Source organism: Fictibacillus sp. b24, from assembly GCF_030348825.1.
Classification (GTDB): Bacteria; Bacillota; Bacilli; order Bacillales; family Fictibacillaceae; genus Fictibacillus.
Window position 1 is genome coordinate 2820746 of record NZ_JAUCES010000005.1, and the last position, 16047, is coordinate 2836792.

The 16047-nt window shown below is 37.7% G+C and carries 20 protein-coding genes; 5 read left to right on the forward strand and 15 right to left on the reverse strand.

Annotation, left to right across the window (positions count from 1 at the left end; all coding sequences use genetic code 11):
- Nucleotides 1–10: 10 nt before the first annotated feature.
- From QUF49_RS14715 to QUF49_RS14735, 5 genes are all read right to left on the reverse strand, one after another.
- Entirely contained in the window at nucleotides 11–529 is a 519-nt protein-coding gene (locus tag QUF49_RS14715) for a hypothetical protein (RefSeq protein ID WP_289496397.1), read from the reverse strand.
- Between the two features lie 288 nt (nucleotides 530–817).
- Nucleotides 818–1363, reverse strand: a complete 546-nt coding sequence (locus QUF49_RS14720) for an SMI1/KNR4 family protein (protein ID WP_289496398.1) — start codon at nucleotides 1361–1363, stop codon at nucleotides 818–820.
- Between the two features lie 574 nt (nucleotides 1364–1937).
- A complete protein-coding gene (locus QUF49_RS14725) occupies nucleotides 1938–2324 on the reverse strand; it encodes a DUF1259 domain-containing protein (RefSeq protein ID WP_289496399.1) in 387 nt (128 codons plus the stop codon).
- A 330-nt stretch (nucleotides 2325–2654) separates the two neighbouring features.
- Nucleotides 2655–3149: a DinB family protein gene (locus QUF49_RS14730; RefSeq protein ID WP_289496400.1), complete on the reverse strand. Its 495-nt coding sequence runs from the start codon at nucleotides 3147–3149 to the stop codon at nucleotides 2655–2657.
- 128 nt (nucleotides 3150–3277) lie between these two features.
- On the reverse strand, nucleotides 3278–4747 hold the full coding sequence (locus QUF49_RS14735; RefSeq protein ID WP_289496401.1) for an aldehyde dehydrogenase family protein: 1470 nt from the start codon (nucleotides 4745–4747) through the stop codon (nucleotides 3278–3280).
- A 349-nt stretch (nucleotides 4748–5096) separates the two neighbouring features.
- Between QUF49_RS14735 and QUF49_RS14740 the strand changes: the two genes are divergently transcribed.
- Nucleotides 5097–5747, forward strand: a complete 651-nt coding sequence (locus tag QUF49_RS14740; RefSeq protein ID WP_289496402.1) for a FusB/FusC family EF-G-binding protein — start codon at nucleotides 5097–5099, stop codon at nucleotides 5745–5747.
- Between the two features lie 113 nt (nucleotides 5748–5860).
- Here QUF49_RS14740 and QUF49_RS14745 read toward each other — a convergent pair whose 3' ends face one another.
- Genes QUF49_RS14745 through QUF49_RS14760 form a run of 4 tightly spaced genes read right to left on the reverse strand, consistent with a single transcriptional unit; the run spans nucleotide 5861 to nucleotide 9197 of the window.
- Nucleotides 5861–6982 carry a hypothetical protein gene (locus QUF49_RS14745; protein ID WP_289496403.1) on the reverse strand — a complete coding sequence of 374 codons (1122 nt, stop codon included), beginning with the start codon at nucleotides 6980–6982 and terminating at the stop codon, nucleotides 5861–5863.
- Nucleotides 6979–7854 (reverse strand): ABC transporter ATP-binding protein, encoded by an 876-nt coding sequence (locus QUF49_RS14750; protein WP_289496404.1) that lies wholly within the window; start codon nucleotides 7852–7854, stop codon nucleotides 6979–6981. Before QUF49_RS14750 ends, QUF49_RS14745 begins: the two co-directional genes overlap by 4 nt.
- The gene (locus QUF49_RS14755) at nucleotides 7835–8653 is read right to left on the reverse strand and encodes a hypothetical protein (protein ID WP_289496405.1); all 819 of its coding nucleotides are present in this window, start codon (nucleotides 8651–8653) and stop codon (nucleotides 7835–7837) included. The genes QUF49_RS14750 and QUF49_RS14755 overlap by 20 nt, the downstream gene beginning before the upstream one ends.
- Nucleotides 8619–9197: an RNA polymerase sigma factor gene (locus QUF49_RS14760; RefSeq protein ID WP_289496406.1), complete on the reverse strand. Its 579-nt coding sequence runs from the start codon at nucleotides 9195–9197 to the stop codon at nucleotides 8619–8621. The genes QUF49_RS14755 and QUF49_RS14760 overlap by 35 nt, the downstream gene beginning before the upstream one ends.
- A gap of 283 nt (nucleotides 9198–9480) precedes the next feature.
- Between QUF49_RS14760 and QUF49_RS14765 the strand changes: the two genes are divergently transcribed.
- Together QUF49_RS14765 and QUF49_RS14770 are read left to right on the forward strand one after the other, a co-directional pair.
- On the forward strand, nucleotides 9481–10524 hold the full coding sequence (locus QUF49_RS14765) for an ArsR/SmtB family transcription factor (protein WP_289496407.1): 1044 nt from the start codon (nucleotides 9481–9483) through the stop codon (nucleotides 10522–10524).
- Nucleotides 10521–11753, forward strand: coding sequence for an MFS transporter (locus tag QUF49_RS14770; protein WP_289496408.1), 1233 nt, complete (start codon nucleotides 10521–10523; stop codon nucleotides 11751–11753). Before QUF49_RS14765 ends, QUF49_RS14770 begins: the two co-directional genes overlap by 4 nt.
- Before the next feature lie 61 nt (nucleotides 11754–11814).
- Here the strand turns inward: QUF49_RS14770 and QUF49_RS14775 are convergent, their stop codons facing one another.
- Complete coding sequence (locus QUF49_RS14775; protein WP_289496409.1) at nucleotides 11815–12285, reverse strand: GyrI-like domain-containing protein; 471 nt, start codon at nucleotides 12283–12285, stop codon at nucleotides 11815–11817.
- A gap of 31 nt (nucleotides 12286–12316) precedes the next feature.
- A complete protein-coding gene (locus QUF49_RS14780) occupies nucleotides 12317–12670 on the reverse strand; it encodes a VOC family protein (RefSeq protein WP_289496410.1) in 354 nt (117 codons plus the stop codon).
- Between the two features lie 319 nt (nucleotides 12671–12989).
- On the opposite strand from QUF49_RS14780, the gene QUF49_RS14785 reads away from it, so the two are divergent.
- Nucleotides 12990–13565: an MEDS domain-containing protein gene (locus QUF49_RS14785; RefSeq protein WP_289496411.1), complete on the forward strand. Its 576-nt coding sequence runs from the start codon at nucleotides 12990–12992 to the stop codon at nucleotides 13563–13565.
- 13 nt (nucleotides 13566–13578) lie between these two features.
- On the opposite strand, the gene QUF49_RS14790 is transcribed toward QUF49_RS14785, so the two are convergent.
- Nucleotides 13579–13818 (reverse strand): hypothetical protein, encoded by a 240-nt coding sequence (locus QUF49_RS14790; RefSeq protein ID WP_289496412.1) that lies wholly within the window; start codon nucleotides 13816–13818, stop codon nucleotides 13579–13581.
- 212 nt (nucleotides 13819–14030) lie between these two features.
- Between QUF49_RS14790 and QUF49_RS14795 the strand changes: the two genes are divergently transcribed.
- Nucleotides 14031–14267: a hypothetical protein gene (locus QUF49_RS14795; protein ID WP_289496413.1), complete on the forward strand. Its 237-nt coding sequence runs from the start codon at nucleotides 14031–14033 to the stop codon at nucleotides 14265–14267.
- A 90-nt stretch (nucleotides 14268–14357) separates the two neighbouring features.
- Here the strand turns inward: QUF49_RS14795 and QUF49_RS14800 are convergent, their stop codons facing one another.
- From QUF49_RS14800 to QUF49_RS14810, 3 genes are all read right to left on the reverse strand, one after another.
- Nucleotides 14358–14882 carry a GNAT family N-acetyltransferase gene (locus QUF49_RS14800; protein ID WP_289496414.1) on the reverse strand — a complete coding sequence of 175 codons (525 nt, stop codon included), beginning with the start codon at nucleotides 14880–14882 and terminating at the stop codon, nucleotides 14358–14360.
- 64 nt (nucleotides 14883–14946) lie between these two features.
- Nucleotides 14947–15090 carry a hypothetical protein gene (locus tag QUF49_RS14805; protein ID WP_289496415.1) on the reverse strand — a complete coding sequence of 48 codons (144 nt, stop codon included), beginning with the start codon at nucleotides 15088–15090 and terminating at the stop codon, nucleotides 14947–14949.
- Between the two features lie 24 nt (nucleotides 15091–15114).
- Nucleotides 15115–15954: an aminoglycoside 6-adenylyltransferase gene (locus QUF49_RS14810; RefSeq protein WP_289496416.1), complete on the reverse strand. Its 840-nt coding sequence runs from the start codon at nucleotides 15952–15954 to the stop codon at nucleotides 15115–15117.
- Between the last annotated feature and the right edge of the window lie 93 nt (nucleotides 15955–16047).

Sequence of the window (16047 nt, forward strand, 5' to 3'; positions counted from 1 at the left end):
AATGACCACGTCAATTTACTTTCTTCTTCACTTCACTCTCATACTTTTCCACGAGTGCGTTATTGGATGACACTCCATACTTCTTTTCTAGCTTTGGTTTCAGTTTTAACCACATCACGTTCTTTTCGTATAGGTCGCGGTCGAGTTGATGATTAAGCTGAGCAAGCGATAATCCTAAAACATCTGCATAAGCTAGGTGTTGAGGCAAATCACTTTGATCTGGTCCAGCATTAATAAATTGGTCCACTTCTTCCTCTGTAGCGGTGATTCCATATTTCTCTTTGGCGATCATTTTCCATACTTTATCCTCATCTATCGCAATTTTTGCTAGGTGTACAGCTTGTTTCTCAGTTAACTCTGTCTCATAATACAACTTTTCCTGAACGAGTGTTCGAATGAGCCATTTGTTAAGCTGTTCATCACCATCTGCCATTTTTTCCGCCTCAGATATGGCGTTATGAAAGACTTTTTTGTAATCATTAAAAGTATATGTATCCAGTATTTCTTTTAGTTCTGCTTCACTTTTCATCTTGATATTTACCGAGTTATTTCCTTGTAATTGGCAACCTGCTATAAGGAATATTACGAACAAACTAGTGAAAATCATTTTATTATACGGCACTTCTCAGTAACACCTCTTTTCACAGCTTTCGGAATTCTGTTGTTACTGTTCAAAACATATTAGAATTAAACCGCTTTTATAAAAGGAATAAAACATATAATATTTTAAAATTCATTAGAGGTGAAAAATAAAAAAAATAAGCCATTGTTCTTCAGCAATCGCACCCGATAGTTGAATAAATAGCATATAATTTATTTACTTAAATTCATAGTATATTCCATCATTGATATTTCTTTTTCCTTCTATGAGAATTTCATTAAGAAAAGACTTAAGATCTTCATATGAGTTAATAACTTTTTTTGTTCTAACTTCTATTTCTAAAATTCTCATCTCAGAATCAATTACATAATAAGCGTTTTTTACCAATGAGTCAGCGAAAATGAAGTGGGTCGTAGGAGTCCTTTTGCTTCTGTATAAATTGTCCATAGTGTTTAAATCAAAAGCTAAATGACCTTCCTCTTCTATGCTTAAACCCTTGTAAGTATCTGCTTCTTTACCTGCAATTCTCAATATATCAAACAAATAACACCCATTATTAAATGCCAAAAACTCTTTATATTCAGCAGGGAATTCTCGTTTTGACTCCTCTTCAAACTTAGTAATATCTTCATTATGTAATGGAGGTTGTAAATGTGTATGCCAACGTCCTTCTTCTAAGTGCCCATACAGGACAGTGTTTGTTTTTAATTTTTTTTTATCATCATGCATTTTGTTTAGTACTTGACCCAAAAATTCAAACATTGATTTCTCCTTTTTATTGGCAAGTTTTTTATTCTTCCACAATCCTGCACGTTTGTTTAATATGAGTTTGTATATTTTTTGTCTTATTATTTATTCGATTGAGCTGTCTTTTAATCCTTTTCTGCTAAAAATGGTAGGTCATTTGAAAGGTGAATTCGCATTCCAAAACGCAGCGTGACAATAGTTAATGTCATCTTGCTAAAACGTGTGCGAATTGAAGCGCTAATTAAGGTGATAAAAGTGGTGTTTTTTAACCAAAACACTTATATACCAATAAAAAATCGCAACGAATTACGCTGCGATTCATAGTGCTAATTACTATGCAATTTGGGTTGTTTTTTCTCGGTTTCTCCCTCAAAAGAGATTGTCTGGACGTTTTTCGTAAAAGTATCCGTTTGTGGAAGATAGAGAATTCTTCTATTAAGTGTTCTGTTTTTTGTTTAATAACATCAGTCAAAATATCTGGCCATTTACTTTATGATTTTATTAAATACTATTGGAAAACTGCTCGTCCTTTTGAGCTATGCAAATCTGTTAGCTGTATCTCGTAAAAGCGCATTTTCTAACTATACGATTAAAGAAATCTTAACGCTCTTTTGACTTTCATTGCAAAATTCAGTGGATCATCAACATCTTCAATATTAACGTAAATCAAATTTGGGTCATCAAACAACCACTCGTTGTGTATTGACGAAACTTCTATTCCTTGATTAATAATTGCACTAACAAATTCCGCTACTTCTTTTTGCAAGAGTGCTACCCTACCTAGACATAAAGCTCTTCCACTTTGATCTCTAGATTCGTATGAGAAAGAAGTTGTAACTCTAAATTGTTTTCCCATGATAGTCGCATTAATATCTTCTCGACTTATTGTTGCCACACATTTTCCACCTGCGAATCCAGCTTGTCCACCGATAATTCTTGCAAACTGTTGACAAGTTGATTCTTCATTCATCTTCATAAAATTATTCACTCCTATCACTATTAGGTTATGAAAGAGTGAATTGATTCGAAATGGACATTAATCTAATCGTTCACAAAAAAGATTTTGTTAAACTAAGAACGGAATGATATAAACCAAGTGCTGAAAGTGATTTTTCACATCAAAAACTTTAAATATAAAAAAATCGTAGCGTATTTTGCCATATGTACAATCTCATTATCCACGATCTGGACCGTTTGTAGAATAAAATAAGGGCTAACCGTTAAAATCAGCTGTTGATTGTTATCCGTCTCTCAAAAAAGAAGGGCTGCCCCAAAATTCAGGACAGCCTCTCGTTACTAATAATTTTTAAAGTTTAATACCCAACTTTTCTTTCACTTCTTTGATCTGCAGGATATGACGTTGTTCGTGATATCCTACGAATGGAATCCATTGCTTCAAGCTGATGTCTCCGAATATAGGATGTGGAAATCCTTTTTCATCTAAATCTTTTTCATCGGTCGTATTGTCGATCTCCCTTAGTTTTTGATGTGTGGCAGCCAAAGAATGTTTCAATTCCTCTAATGTCGCAAATTCATCACTCGGCACCGCGAATTCAGGTGCATCAACCTTAATTTCACGATTAATCGTTGCTTCGATGCGCTTTGAGCTGGCATTCACAGCTTCCCCATTTTTTAGTTGATGCGCGATCGTTTTCCCGATTCCACCTTCCATTAAATATAAATGTTCAAGGATTTGCTTGATCGACCATTCGTGATCGGAAGGCTTTTTGTTCAGGATTTCATCCGATAAGCCATCCACTTCATTGTACAAATCTTCACGGGCTTTATCATTTATAAGCATGTTTGTTCACCTTTTATAAATCTGACTTGATACGATTTTATCATGAAACGTTCAAATTATTGTTGCTGAAAGTTTTGGATTAGGAAGAGAAAAAGCATTCCGAATCCGAAATGCTTTTTGCTCGCTCTTTATTTTAATTGACTGATAAACGGTCCATAGTTTCTTGGTGAACGCTGAACAGACAGCCATTTGAGTGTGGTGAATTCTTCTAACACCCACTCACCGTTAAAACGGCCAAGTCCAGAATCTTTTTCTCCGCCAAACGGCATATGTGGTTCGTCATTTACTGACTGATCGTTCACGTGGATCATACCTGTGTGAATATCATGCGCGATGTTTGTCGCGTGTTCAATATTCGTTGAATGTACGGCTCCGCTAAGACCGTACGGATACGCATTCGCCATTTGAATCACGTCTTCATCCTTTTCAAACGGAATGAGTACAGCGACAGGTCCAAAGATTTCATTTTTCGCAAGAGGCATCTCGTTGTTCACGTCCGTTAGAACAGTCGGCTCCAGAACATTTCCTTCTGCACTTCCCCCTAAAGCGACTTTCGCACCTTGCTCAACGCTTGCCTCTACATCTTTTAATATTCGATCTACTTGTTCACGATTGATCAGCGGACCAACGTTTGTGTCTTTTCGAGACGGGTCGCCATATTTAAGATTCTTAGCGCGCTTTATAAAGGTTTCTGCAAACTCATCGTAAATTTCTTTGTGGACAAAGATCCGGTTGATCGCCATACAAATCTGTCCTTGGTGATAAAATTTACCGAAAAGCGCTGAATCTACAGCTTGATTGATATCGGCATCTTTTAACGCGATAAACACGTTGTTGCCTCCTAATTCAAGTGCAGTCTTTTTCAGGTTCTTACCAGCAAGTTCACCAATATGGCGGCCAACTTCTGTAGACCCTGTAAACGAGATAAGACGCGGTGTCGGGTGAGTTACGATTTCATCACCAATTTCTGAGCCCCGTCCAACAATAACATTAATAAGTCCTTTTGGAAGACCAGCTGCTTCAAAGATACTTGCAAATATGAGTCCTCCTGTAACAGGTGTATCTGTCGCTGGTTTAATAACGACTGCATTTCCTGTCGCAATGGCAGGTGCAATGGACCGGATCGCCAAATGGAACGGGAAATTCCATGGGCTGATGATTCCAATCACCCCTAGCGGATTTCGATATACTCGATTTTCCTTACCTGCTGTTTGCGAAGGCATGATCAAACCTTCCATACGATACGGATACGTCGTCGCTTCTTTCAATATATTGAGTGAAGCTCGGAACTCTGAAATAGCCTTCATATACGTGCTGCCTGATTCTTTAATGATCCAGTCTAAAATGAACTCTTCATTCTCCTGCATCACTTCAACAACTTTTTCTAATACAGCGCGTTTGTTTTGAGGAAGCTCGTTCGCCCATTCTAATTGCGCAATTCTAGCTGCTTCATACGCTCCGTCTAAATCTTCCTTCGTTGCGGCTTGAATCGTAACGAGTTCTTCTCCAGTAAACGGATTGGCGTTTACCATCTTGCTGGCGCTTCTTCCTTTTCTCCATTCACCATTGATATATATATTGGAAAAATTAGTGTTCATATTCTTGCACACTCCTTTTTACTAACTAAAGATTAGTTAAGACCTTACTCCTTTTCAATCATGTTGTAAATCAATCTGCTTAAACTGAATTATGTGATTTTTTAACATTCAGGAATTTAATTGATTGCATACAAGATGTTCATTTTTTTATAATGGTGGTGAATGGAGGCTGGTAGAAATGGCAAATCATTTTGCCGGAATCAGACGCTGCTCATGCAAAGCCTAATAGGGGCGATCCTTTGTATGGGCGTACTGTTTAAGTAAGTTTTTCGCCCGAACATGAGTATTCGTTTCTAAGAATGGCTTTGCACCTTATTCTCTTTTTATTAAAAATAAGGAGCTGAATGCAGTGAATTCACCATTCATTAGAAACCATCAATATAACCTCATAAAAAAACAAATCGGACAGTTGCAGCATGCCTGCAGCAATGGGGCTGACCCGAAAGTAATAGAAGCCGTTGAGGCGAGTGTTCAATCTAAAATTCTAGAAGCTTTTCCAGGGATTTCAGAATCTCAAAAAGAAGTGGTAGATAAGGTGCTAAACTTACGTAAAACCGAAGACTCCCAACACTACCTAAATTCTTTGGAACCTTATTTAAAAGAATTCACACCCGTTTCAGGAAAACAGATTAACAAACTTTTCCCTAAAAATAAAAAGTTAAAAATGCCGAATATCGATGTAATTGATTTTCGCCTGATTAGTTACCTTGGCTGGGTTGATATCGCAACAAATAAATTGTTCCTCGTTTATTATCTGAACGGACAATTAGTAGGCATACAAGGTCGATTCACCCCAGCAAATAAAGGGATCTGCTTTTTATGCAATGGTATTGGAGACGTTGCGTTATTTTCAGCGATAACAAAATCGAAACCAGCGAACGCTTCACCTGATTACTATAAAGCAATCGGAAACTATTTATGCGTGGATAGTCAGGCCTGTAACAAAAGAATCACGGAAATGACCACATTGGAGAATTTTTTGAAAGAGGTTCTTTATTAACAGCTTTTTTCGGAAATGATTAATAAAATAACAAAAACCAAACCAGAGCGGTTTGGTTTTTCATTTGAAATCCTTCGTGCAGTTTCACACAAGGGAATCGACTTATATCTTTATTACAGAGTTACTTCTTTTTGCTGAATCATTCTTTTCGCTGCAAAAACAAATGCGAACGATAAAACTGCCAGCCAAATAAGTGCAACTATAGGATATAGCAATGGCAGTCCGAACAGATTAATCGTATGAAAGTGAGCAAAGAAAAACTCAACCTGCATGATATAGAAAAACGAGAAGCTGAACAGGTACTCGATCCAGTTCGGCAAGGTCATTCCGCCTACAATCATGAAAGGTACGGCCAAGATAGCACCATTAATAAAGAAGGAAGTTAATGCGTTTTTACAGAACGATGAAACCAAAATGATGCATAGAGCAAAACTTAAGGCTGCCAGTAGATGAAAACTTAATTGAATCAGATGATATTCTAACATCGTAAAGCTGTATGGCGAAAAATAATACTCAAATATATTTTGTATAGGCGTTGACCATCCTGAAAATCCATACTGAATTCCATTCCAGGTTAGGTTAAAGATCTCCCAGGCGATGACAACGGATGCCGTATAAATAAACCCAGTGAGAACTTTAGACCAAAGTAAGCTGCTTCGGCCTTTACTCGAACTTAGAATATATTGATCCACACCTGAACTGTATTCTTTAGTATAGGTAGCAGAAAGTCCGATAAGCAGCATGCAGCCGGTTATGAGAATAGAGTATAGACTTGTGTATTCAATAATCTTTGTGGGTCCTCTATTATAAGCAAAGTTAGACACATCTACTTTTTGAATCATAGATTTTTCAAGCTCAGTATTGTAATCCTGTTTTTGCTCAATCTCTTGATATCTGTTTTCCATCTGCCTTTCTGACCCTTTTATGAATGCAATCATTTCATAAATAACGCCCTGAGTATGTTCCCTTTCATTCACAAACTCACCATTTAGAGTCTCTTTACCTTCTTCTATCCTTTTTTCCACCATCTCATTAAACTTTGTGTTTTGTTTATCAGCGAGTTCCACCTTTTCTGCCGTTAACTGGCCTTCCCACTCTCGATACATGTCTTTTTCCCAGCCGGGCGTGTAATTGTAAGTAAAACCCGTTGTAAATAAGAGGAGAAGAAAAAAAGTCAGATAAATGGTTCGCTGCTTAAAAATTTTGTAGAGTTCAAATTTCAACAGCTGCCTCATGCTGTTTCCTCCTCATCAAAGTAGTATAAATACAAATCCTCTAGATTCGGAACATCATGAACGGCATCGTCTTCTGGCTGATGATCACTAAGAATTCTGAGCTGGTACTTATTATCGATTCGCGCTATGTTACCCACTCGATAGTCAGCTTGATATTTCGTTACTTCTTTTTCATCGTCAATCAGGAGCGTCCACACCTTGTCCTCAATACCCTTTAATAATCTTTGAGGTGTTTCTTTTTTCACAACCTGACCTTCTTTTAAGATCAGAACTTCTTTCGCGATAAATTCGATATCTGAAACGATGTGAGTGGATAAGATGACAATTCGATTGGCAGAGATTTTCGATAATAGATTTCTAAACCGGATTCGTTCTTTTGGATCAAGACCCGCTGTTGGTTCATCGACAATTAAGATTTTAGGATCGTTGAGCAGCGCCTGTGCAATTCCAATACGCTGCTTCATCCCTCCTGAAAATCCTCCAATTTTTTCACGGTGATGATTAGCTAAGCCAACTAACTCCAATACTTCTTCCACTTTTTCGTTTGTTTCCTCTTTTGGCAGTCCTTTTAAAGCCGCTACATATTTCAAAAATTTCTCTGCTGAAAAGTTTTTATAAAAGCCGACATGCTGCGGCAAATAGCCGATCAGATCACGATACTTCCCATCCATAATTGTGATGTCTTGCCCGTCCAAATAGATTTGACCTGAACTCGGTTTCATCACGTTCGCCAGTATGCGCATCAGCGTTGTTTTCCCCGACCCATTGGCACCGAGTATTCCGTATACACCTGTTGTCAGTTCCAAGTTGATTTCATTCAGAGCTTTTTTATCGCCAAAGCTTTTGGTCAATTTATTGATGGTTAATTTCAAATGTTACACCCCTTTTATAAATGTTGGCGGCTTGGAACAGTCCAACGATTGCTGCCACTGCGATTAAAGCGACGAATATTTCGACTGGTGCACTTTCCATTCTTTTGATCATTAGCGGTTGAGCGAGCAGCGTGCTAGCACCTAACCAAATCACAATTCCGACCGTTACGGCATAGATTTTTCTGAACCTTGTCACGAGCAATAACGATAGAGCTGTAACACATGTAAACGGAGTCAGCCAATATAACATCAGCTTTGAAACCATCAGTTCGTGGCTAAGCAGCTCAAGGCTTATTGTAAGTAATACATTGAGTCCAAGATTGAAGCTTCCCACAACTAACATTTTTGAAAGAAGGATCTCTTGAAAGCTGTGCTTGTATGACATTTCGAGCTCGGCCATGCCTTCATTCCTGCTTTTGATTACCTCAATTAATCCCGTAATTGTAGGAATTGGGGCAAGCGTCATCATCATGACATAGGGGTTAATCTCACTTAACAAAACCCCTGATAAAGCAACCAGAAATAATAGTCCGTTAGCGATCCAGAATAATGAACTCATATAAAAGACTTCTTTGTAAGCATGTTTTGTAATGTCAACCACGCTCTGTAGCGCAGAGCTCCATTTGTTTTCTTTTACGGGAACGTATGGCCTAATCGCATTGATTGTCATCATGATTTCATCTTCTGTTGGAAACTCAACATCATATTCATCCAGTACGTCTTCTAATTCCAGCTCGAGAAACTCAATTTCGTTATCCATTTCGCTATCTGATGGTTGGTGTGGATTTCTGTTTCTCATCTTCAACACCTCGCTTTAATAGTTTTGCTAATTTCCCTAATCCTTGATGCAATCTGGATTTAACCGTGGAAACATTCGTTTCTGTCACATCAGCAATCTCTTTGATCTTCATATGATGAAAATACTTTAGGATCAGCACTTCTCTTTGATATTCAGGCAGGCTGTTAACCGCTGACTTCACCTGTTCTCTCGTTTCTTTCCGTTCAAATATGTAAGGTACATTATTTTGTTCACAAACGAGGGTTTCATTTAGTTCTGTTTGCTTTGATGTCTGGCGATAATCCGCACTTCTCCAATAGTCCCTGCAATGGTTGACGGCTAGAGTGTATAACCAGCTAGAAAACTTGCCCTTATTCGTATACGACTGAATTCGCTGAAACACTTTTATAAAAATTTCCTGTGTTAAGTCATAGGCCGTTTCCCTGTTTCCTACTTTACGGTAAACATAGGCGAAGATTTGCTTATAGTATTTTCGTGTTAAGACTTCCATCGCCGCTTGACTGCCGGCTACTACCTCTTTCACCAGCTGTTCATCTTCAGGCATATTTATCACCTCAATCAGTAAGACGAAATGTATTTTAAAAGGATTTAAATTTTTGTGATGCGTAAAATGATTTTTTTTTATGTAAGTAAATTTACGGTACGTGATCTTATATTTGTTACACAATCGCGCAGTGATCCACGTTTTACGTTGCTTAATCTTTATGTATACAATTTCAATTATTTCAAAGTAATGGAATATATACAATGTATTAAAATTCAAAATATATTGAATTTAACATTCGTTTATTTTAGAATAATCTTAACTACTACACATGGAGGTAACCATGAAAAACATTTATTCGCCGCTCCCGCAAGAAAAAGTTTCTATATCAATCGAGTTCTCTCCTGTTTGGGAGATTGCTTTAGGCATTGCCGGCTACACCCATTCCAAGTTACGCCACACTTTTGAATCAGATGAAAAATGGGCAGACAATAAATCCTCTATGACTACAACATTAGTAAACAACTTAAAAGAAATGGAACAAACAAATTTATGGTACGGGCTGCTCGTGATGCAGAATCATCTGTCCGCATCTACTGTTCAAGATTTTTCGAATGCCGTTTCTGAGTTGGAGCCTGAAGTGTTTTACGAAACGCTATTACCTTATAAGGATCGTTTTCACGAGACATCGCGAAAGGAAACAGCAAGAAACTATGAAAATACGGATAGCTTTTTTCACTATGCGTCTCTTTTTGAGAATCATGAATATTTAGAGGGTTATGTCCAAACGCTTGGCAAAAAGAAGCGTTGCGAAATTATTGAATTATTTGTTGAGACGATGTCTGAGTGGTACGAGTGGATCAGGCAACAGGTGGAGTGGGAAAAGTGGATGCAGGCTCTTGCATTTGAAAAGAAACAGCCTGGTTACATAGATGCGGGCAAACCGGTAAAAGAGATCGAACGCATTACGGGTGGCGCGAAGTATCTGCCTGAACCTTCAATTTGGCAGATAAAACTCATTCCACACGTCTCGTACCGTCCTTGGATTTTGGAACAACGAACGTCTGATACAAAGCTGCTCTTTTACCCTTTAAATGAAGAAGCACTGCTTGAACCGGGTACTCCGCCTCAAGAGCTTGTTCATGGTCATAAAGCATTGGGTGATGAACTGCGATTAAAGTTATTGTACCAGCTTATAAGAGGACCTTTGTCGCTGCAAGAATTAACTGTGCAGTTCAACGTTTCAAAAACAACGCTGCATCATCAGCTGTCACTCTTAAAAGCCGCTAAATTTGTGAAGGTTGAAAAAGGCATCTATTCCGCCAATAACGCAAACATTCAATCATTCTCTAAGCGACTTAACCAATATCTCGGTGAACAACTATGAATCTAACAAAATACACAAAATCCTTCAAAGCCCTCTGGGTCGGAGAAATTATCTCCGAGTTCGGAGGAGCTGCTGGTGGAATTGTAAACGGGCTATTATTGTATGAGCTAACAGGCTCTAAAGAATGGATGGGAGCGCTCTGGCTCGTTTACTTTCTGCCTTCATTGATCCTTCAAGGAATTAGCTCTCCCTTTTTAAATCATGTCATAAAAGAAAAAATGCTAAAAAATATACAGCTGATTCGTTCGGCTGCTTATCTTCTGCCTTTAATCGGTTACCTTAGCGGCTCTGATCTAGTCACGATAGCAGGATTAGTCATCCTGCAATGTATGTTAGGATTGCTGCAGCCGATTTATGCTAGTCTTTCTTTCTCCCTATTGCCAGATCTTTGTAAAGAGAAAGAGCTTGTTGCAGCGAATAGCTTATTAGATGGAACCCTTCGACTAATGAGCTTTATATCACCTGGTGTTACTTCCCTGCTTCTATTAGTCAGTCCTCTACATGTTATCTACGGATTATCGAGTTCCATGTTCTTGCTTAGCTATCTGTCACTTTCTCGTATTCCACAATTGAGCAAAACAAAAGTTGCCACCTGGTCTAAAAAGTTTTGGTGGAATGAGATGAAGGCTGGTTACAGTACTTTCTTTCAATTTCCACAGTTATTCAGACTCACTCTACTTTCATCAACTGTACAATTTGCAGTAGGAGCAACATTGGTTTTGAACGTGCCGTTTATCAGTGAAGAGTTAAGTGGGCAACCGTGGGAATACGCTATTTTTGCTGGGGCGTTTCCTGTTGGATATGCGCTTGGTATGGTTCTGCTGACAAAGTTACCTAAAAACGCAATAACGATGTATATCGGGTTAGTAGGCGGGGGCTTCTCTTTCGTACTTTTGTACTTTGTGCCCTCTATCCCTTTAGCTTGGGGCTGTGAATTGATTGGGGGTATATTGTTTCCTTTATTCAATGCACAAAGTGCCGCGATCTTTCAGCGCGAAGCACCGCGAGAACGTTTATCACAACTAAGTTCAGTTCGTTTGCTTTTTTTACGTATCACGATGCCACTGGGAATTCTGTTCGCATCTTCCCCTTTTCTAGGAATCAGTACGAAAGTGGCTTACTTATTCATTGGGGTGACTATCGTCCTGCCAGGGTTGTATTTCCTTAAACATTCCTTTGTTCGAAAGGAAAGTGCAGTTACAAATAACAGCGTGAGAAAATCAAGTTAACACAAAACAAACGCCCCATATTCCTGGGCGTTTGTCTTAAGTGTCTTGGTAATGTTTCGGGTTACAAAATGGAATCATATAACTCAACTCGAACATCAAGCGGATTCTCAGGATTATTATCTATTTGATAAATTTCCAAGTTCCAGCTTTCATCTGTACGTGTATATCCTTGTTCTGCTATCCATGTATGTAAGTGTTCATATGAATTTCTTATTTGCACATTTGGTCCTTTGTGAGAAATAGTAGCGTATCTCTGCGGAGGTATTGTTAAAGCAACCATATTTTCTGGTATGGTTTCATATTGACTGACTTGAACACAAATCCAATACCCATCCTCTTTAGGAGACGGTGCATCTACAATGAATGCTCCTATTTGTTGACCAGCATTCAATACATTTTTTATTTCATTTGTTCTCTGCTTCAATAACTCTGCAGCATTCGGAATTTCTTCTATATACTTCTCACCAGCACAAATTACTCTGTAGCCTATTAATTTTATCTCTCCTACATTCTTTACTTGCATTTCACTCATAACTTTTTGAAACAAGAAACCTCATCCTTTCTTATTTCTTTTGTACAAGACCAAAACCAATTCCTGTAGGGTCCACTAAATAAGCAAGGTAAAACTCATCAAATTCCATCTTGTCCCTAACGACCAATGCCCCATTTTCTTTTGCTTTAGAAATGGCTTCCTCAATCACATCTACTTCAATCTGAATACGTGTTCCATGAGGATGATCATAAGGACCTTTTCCTATTCCCCCACTTATTCCGCTGCTTTCCCCTTTACCATTATTCATCGCCCAATAATCCCATTGAGGACCATCAAACTCCCAACCAAATACTTTAGAGTAAAATTCTACAGCTTTTTCAGGTTCCTGACTGCTTAACTCAAATCCTATTACTTTACCTGTCATTTTTTATTCCCCTCACTCGTAATTAACTTTTTTCCGATCACGCCCAATATCAATTATTCCAAAATAAACCAGTTAACTCAATCAAACTATGTGCTCAATTACCCTTACTCTTTACTGCCTAAAAGAAAACTAGGCAAAACACATGAAATAATAAGAATAATGGGTGTTACTATAAAAATGTACCTTTAAAAAAATATTTAAGTCCTTCATAGCTACCATCAGTTTATTTTTTAAAAATTCACTATTAAAATATTTTTTTAGCTTTAGTCATAGAAACCTAGTAAAATAGAAACAACTACAGGAAAGAAGGGGTGATCATTTGAAACATAAAATGAAAAAATTGTTTGAAGAACAAAAAAGTGTGCATGTTCTTTATTCATACGATGACTTAAAGAATTATTTAGAACAAATTGTAGGCTTTATTCAAGATGGCATTTCTTTAGGCGAATACGTTATTGTTATTGAAAATGAACGAATCTATAGGCTATTGCATAAAGAACTTAGCATCCGTTTAACGCCTGACCAAATGAAATTTGTTCATCATATTAACAACTTTGATTTTTATTATTCAAGTGGCAGTTATCATCCTCCTGCTATATACGAGTACTTCTGTAAAGCGGTACAGCCCTACATAGATAATAATCTCTCTTTTCGATCATGGGCACATGTTGAATGGGCAACAATGGAAGACCCTCTTCATCTTATCGAGGATCTTGAGAGAATTGTGGACGAAGCAGTGAATCTCCTATCCTTCCCTCTAATTTGCGCATATGAAGGAGAGAGAATGCCCGATCACCTTAAAACCATCTTGTTGAAAACGCATCCCTATATTTTGATAGATGATCAATTCACGATTTCAGAACATTATGAGACAGAAATAGATGTTAGTAAATAAACTAGCTGTGGTGTCAGCTGGTTTGTTTTTTCTCTTTAATTCTTTGTTTAAAATATCTTTCTACTCCAGCAACAATACTCCCAATAATATAAAGAACTCCATTAGCGATAATAACTAAGGCTATTATGGCACCAGCTATCCCAGCGCCGAAACCATCACTGCCCTCACTCTTTGCCTCTCTTAATAAAAAAGAACCCGTTGTTGAAGCGACAATAGGACCAAGAAAACAAATAATGATGCCTGTGATAGCCAATACGGCGTCTTATATTTTACATTTAACGTATAAGGTAAATAGTTGAAGATAATGAGACTAAAAAACAAGACAAGACCAAACAAAGCTCCACCGTTCATATAAACCTCCTTATACATCTTAGTGTACTTCATACAAACAATATGGAATATAATGGTATAATAACATATGTATGTACACTAGATACAAAAAAGAAAGAAATGAGGTGGTCCTTTATGAAAAAGGGTTTGTTATGTGTTTTATGTGGCTTAATTTTTGGAGGAATCATTTCCTACTTTACTTTAGATTATCAGGGTCAGAGTACGGAATACTTGAATTATTATGGGGAAGAGTCCAAGATCGTACATGAGTTGGATTTCAACTTCATTTCCAATTCAGCAGCCATCATAATTGGTGTAACACTAGTAATCTTCTTCACTGTTTCATTGTTGGAGAAGATGGTTAAGAAGTAATATAGAAGAGTCACACATTACACAACCCACCTTTTCAAAAAATAGAAAAAGAGATCTCTAATACAGGAGATCCCTCTTCAAACTATTTCTTTATAAATACTTCTCCATACGTATATCAGACCACATCCTCCCTTTCCAATATGTAAAGTCTTCAATACGGCCAATTTCCTGATAACCTAACTTTTTGTATAGTCTTTGTGCTTGGTCATTATATTCAAACACACCTAGTTCAATGCGACGCAGTCCTTGTTTCTTAATCTCATCTTCAAGGTATCCTAGTGCTCGATAACCAACACCCTTCCCTCTGCCTTCTGGCTCTCCAATCGTAATTCCAATCCAAGCTGTCCCTTGCTCTTTGCGATTTAAAAGATGAGGTGGATCCACCATATAATTCATTTCACCGACCAATTGATCATCCATGAGTATAAGATAAATTTTATGAAATTCTAATCTTGCCATTAAGTCTTCCGATGTAATTTGCCTTTTGCTTTCCAATTCAGCTTTGTTTTTATGAGGCCGAGTTAATGGAACGATAGCAGGGTCATTTTCCCAGCGGTTTAATGCTTTTACAAACGTTTCCGTTGGTTCAATGACTTTTGTAAAATGAATGTTCACGTTTTAATAGCCCCCAAGTGTTTTTAAACCCTTTATATGACTGTATGTCTAGTAACCACAACCACTATTTTTCTTCTAATTTATTTGCAATCCGTTTTAACGAATGGTTAATTTGATAGAGCATCACGAGTACAAAAACAGCTATACCAATCGGCAAAATAAATGTGAAAAAACCTAAGAGTGGAAACCAGGATCCTGCATATTCCATAAAACTCACCGCCTATATTAAAATTCATTTTAATACCAAGTCCAATATTGTTTCTTCCCAACGTTGGTCATACTTTATGTCGACTATTTCACATAACTCTTTATGAACTTTTTTAAACTCTATGATTATGCTCTTCATAACGCTGAAGATTTCTTCACGGCTGCTGTGCCATTGTTGAAGAAGATTTATTTGCCAATCTGCAAGCTGACTTCTCTTCCCTTCTATCTTTGCCCAGTCCCCAAACGTGTTCGGTTGGGCGCCTTTAGCCATATACCAGCCTGTTGCCATAGAAAAGCGCAAGTTATCCAAACAACTTAACGCATAATAGATTTCGTTTCTCATGACGCGCCGATAGATTTCATGAACGTAGGCAAAGAATTTCGTTCGCCACAGTTCAACTTCTTCCGCTGTTGGTGAATAGGATAGCTGAAGAGATTTCTGCCTCACCAGCTCTGCTAGTGTTTCCGGATCGTGAACGATTTTTATATGTTGCAGCCAAACGGATGGCTGAAGATCTCTCTTTTTATAATAAAACGTATCTACTTTTATAAAGCTATCATAATGAGCAACGCTATACGTTGTCCAAGGGAAATCCTCATAGAAAAGGACGGTGCCCCACTTCTTTGCTCTTTCTTTTTTGCGTGATCGATACTCCTCGAACACTTCATCTTTTACAACGATTCTCAGATCAATATCGGAATAGAGATCGGTGTTTTGGTTACCGATTGAACCACCGTAAAAAACGGCTAACACATTTTCATCGTTGAACAAATCTTGTTCAATGGCTCTCATCAAGATGTTCCGTTGCTTCGGAAGATCGCGATCTCTCGCTTCAAATTTTGCTTGTATTGACTCAAATCCCACACACAGGTAACCAGCTCCTCGTATTTGTTGAATTGTATTATTCGCTAACAAAAGACTCAACCCTTTTTGTTTTGGAGTTTATCACAAAAAACA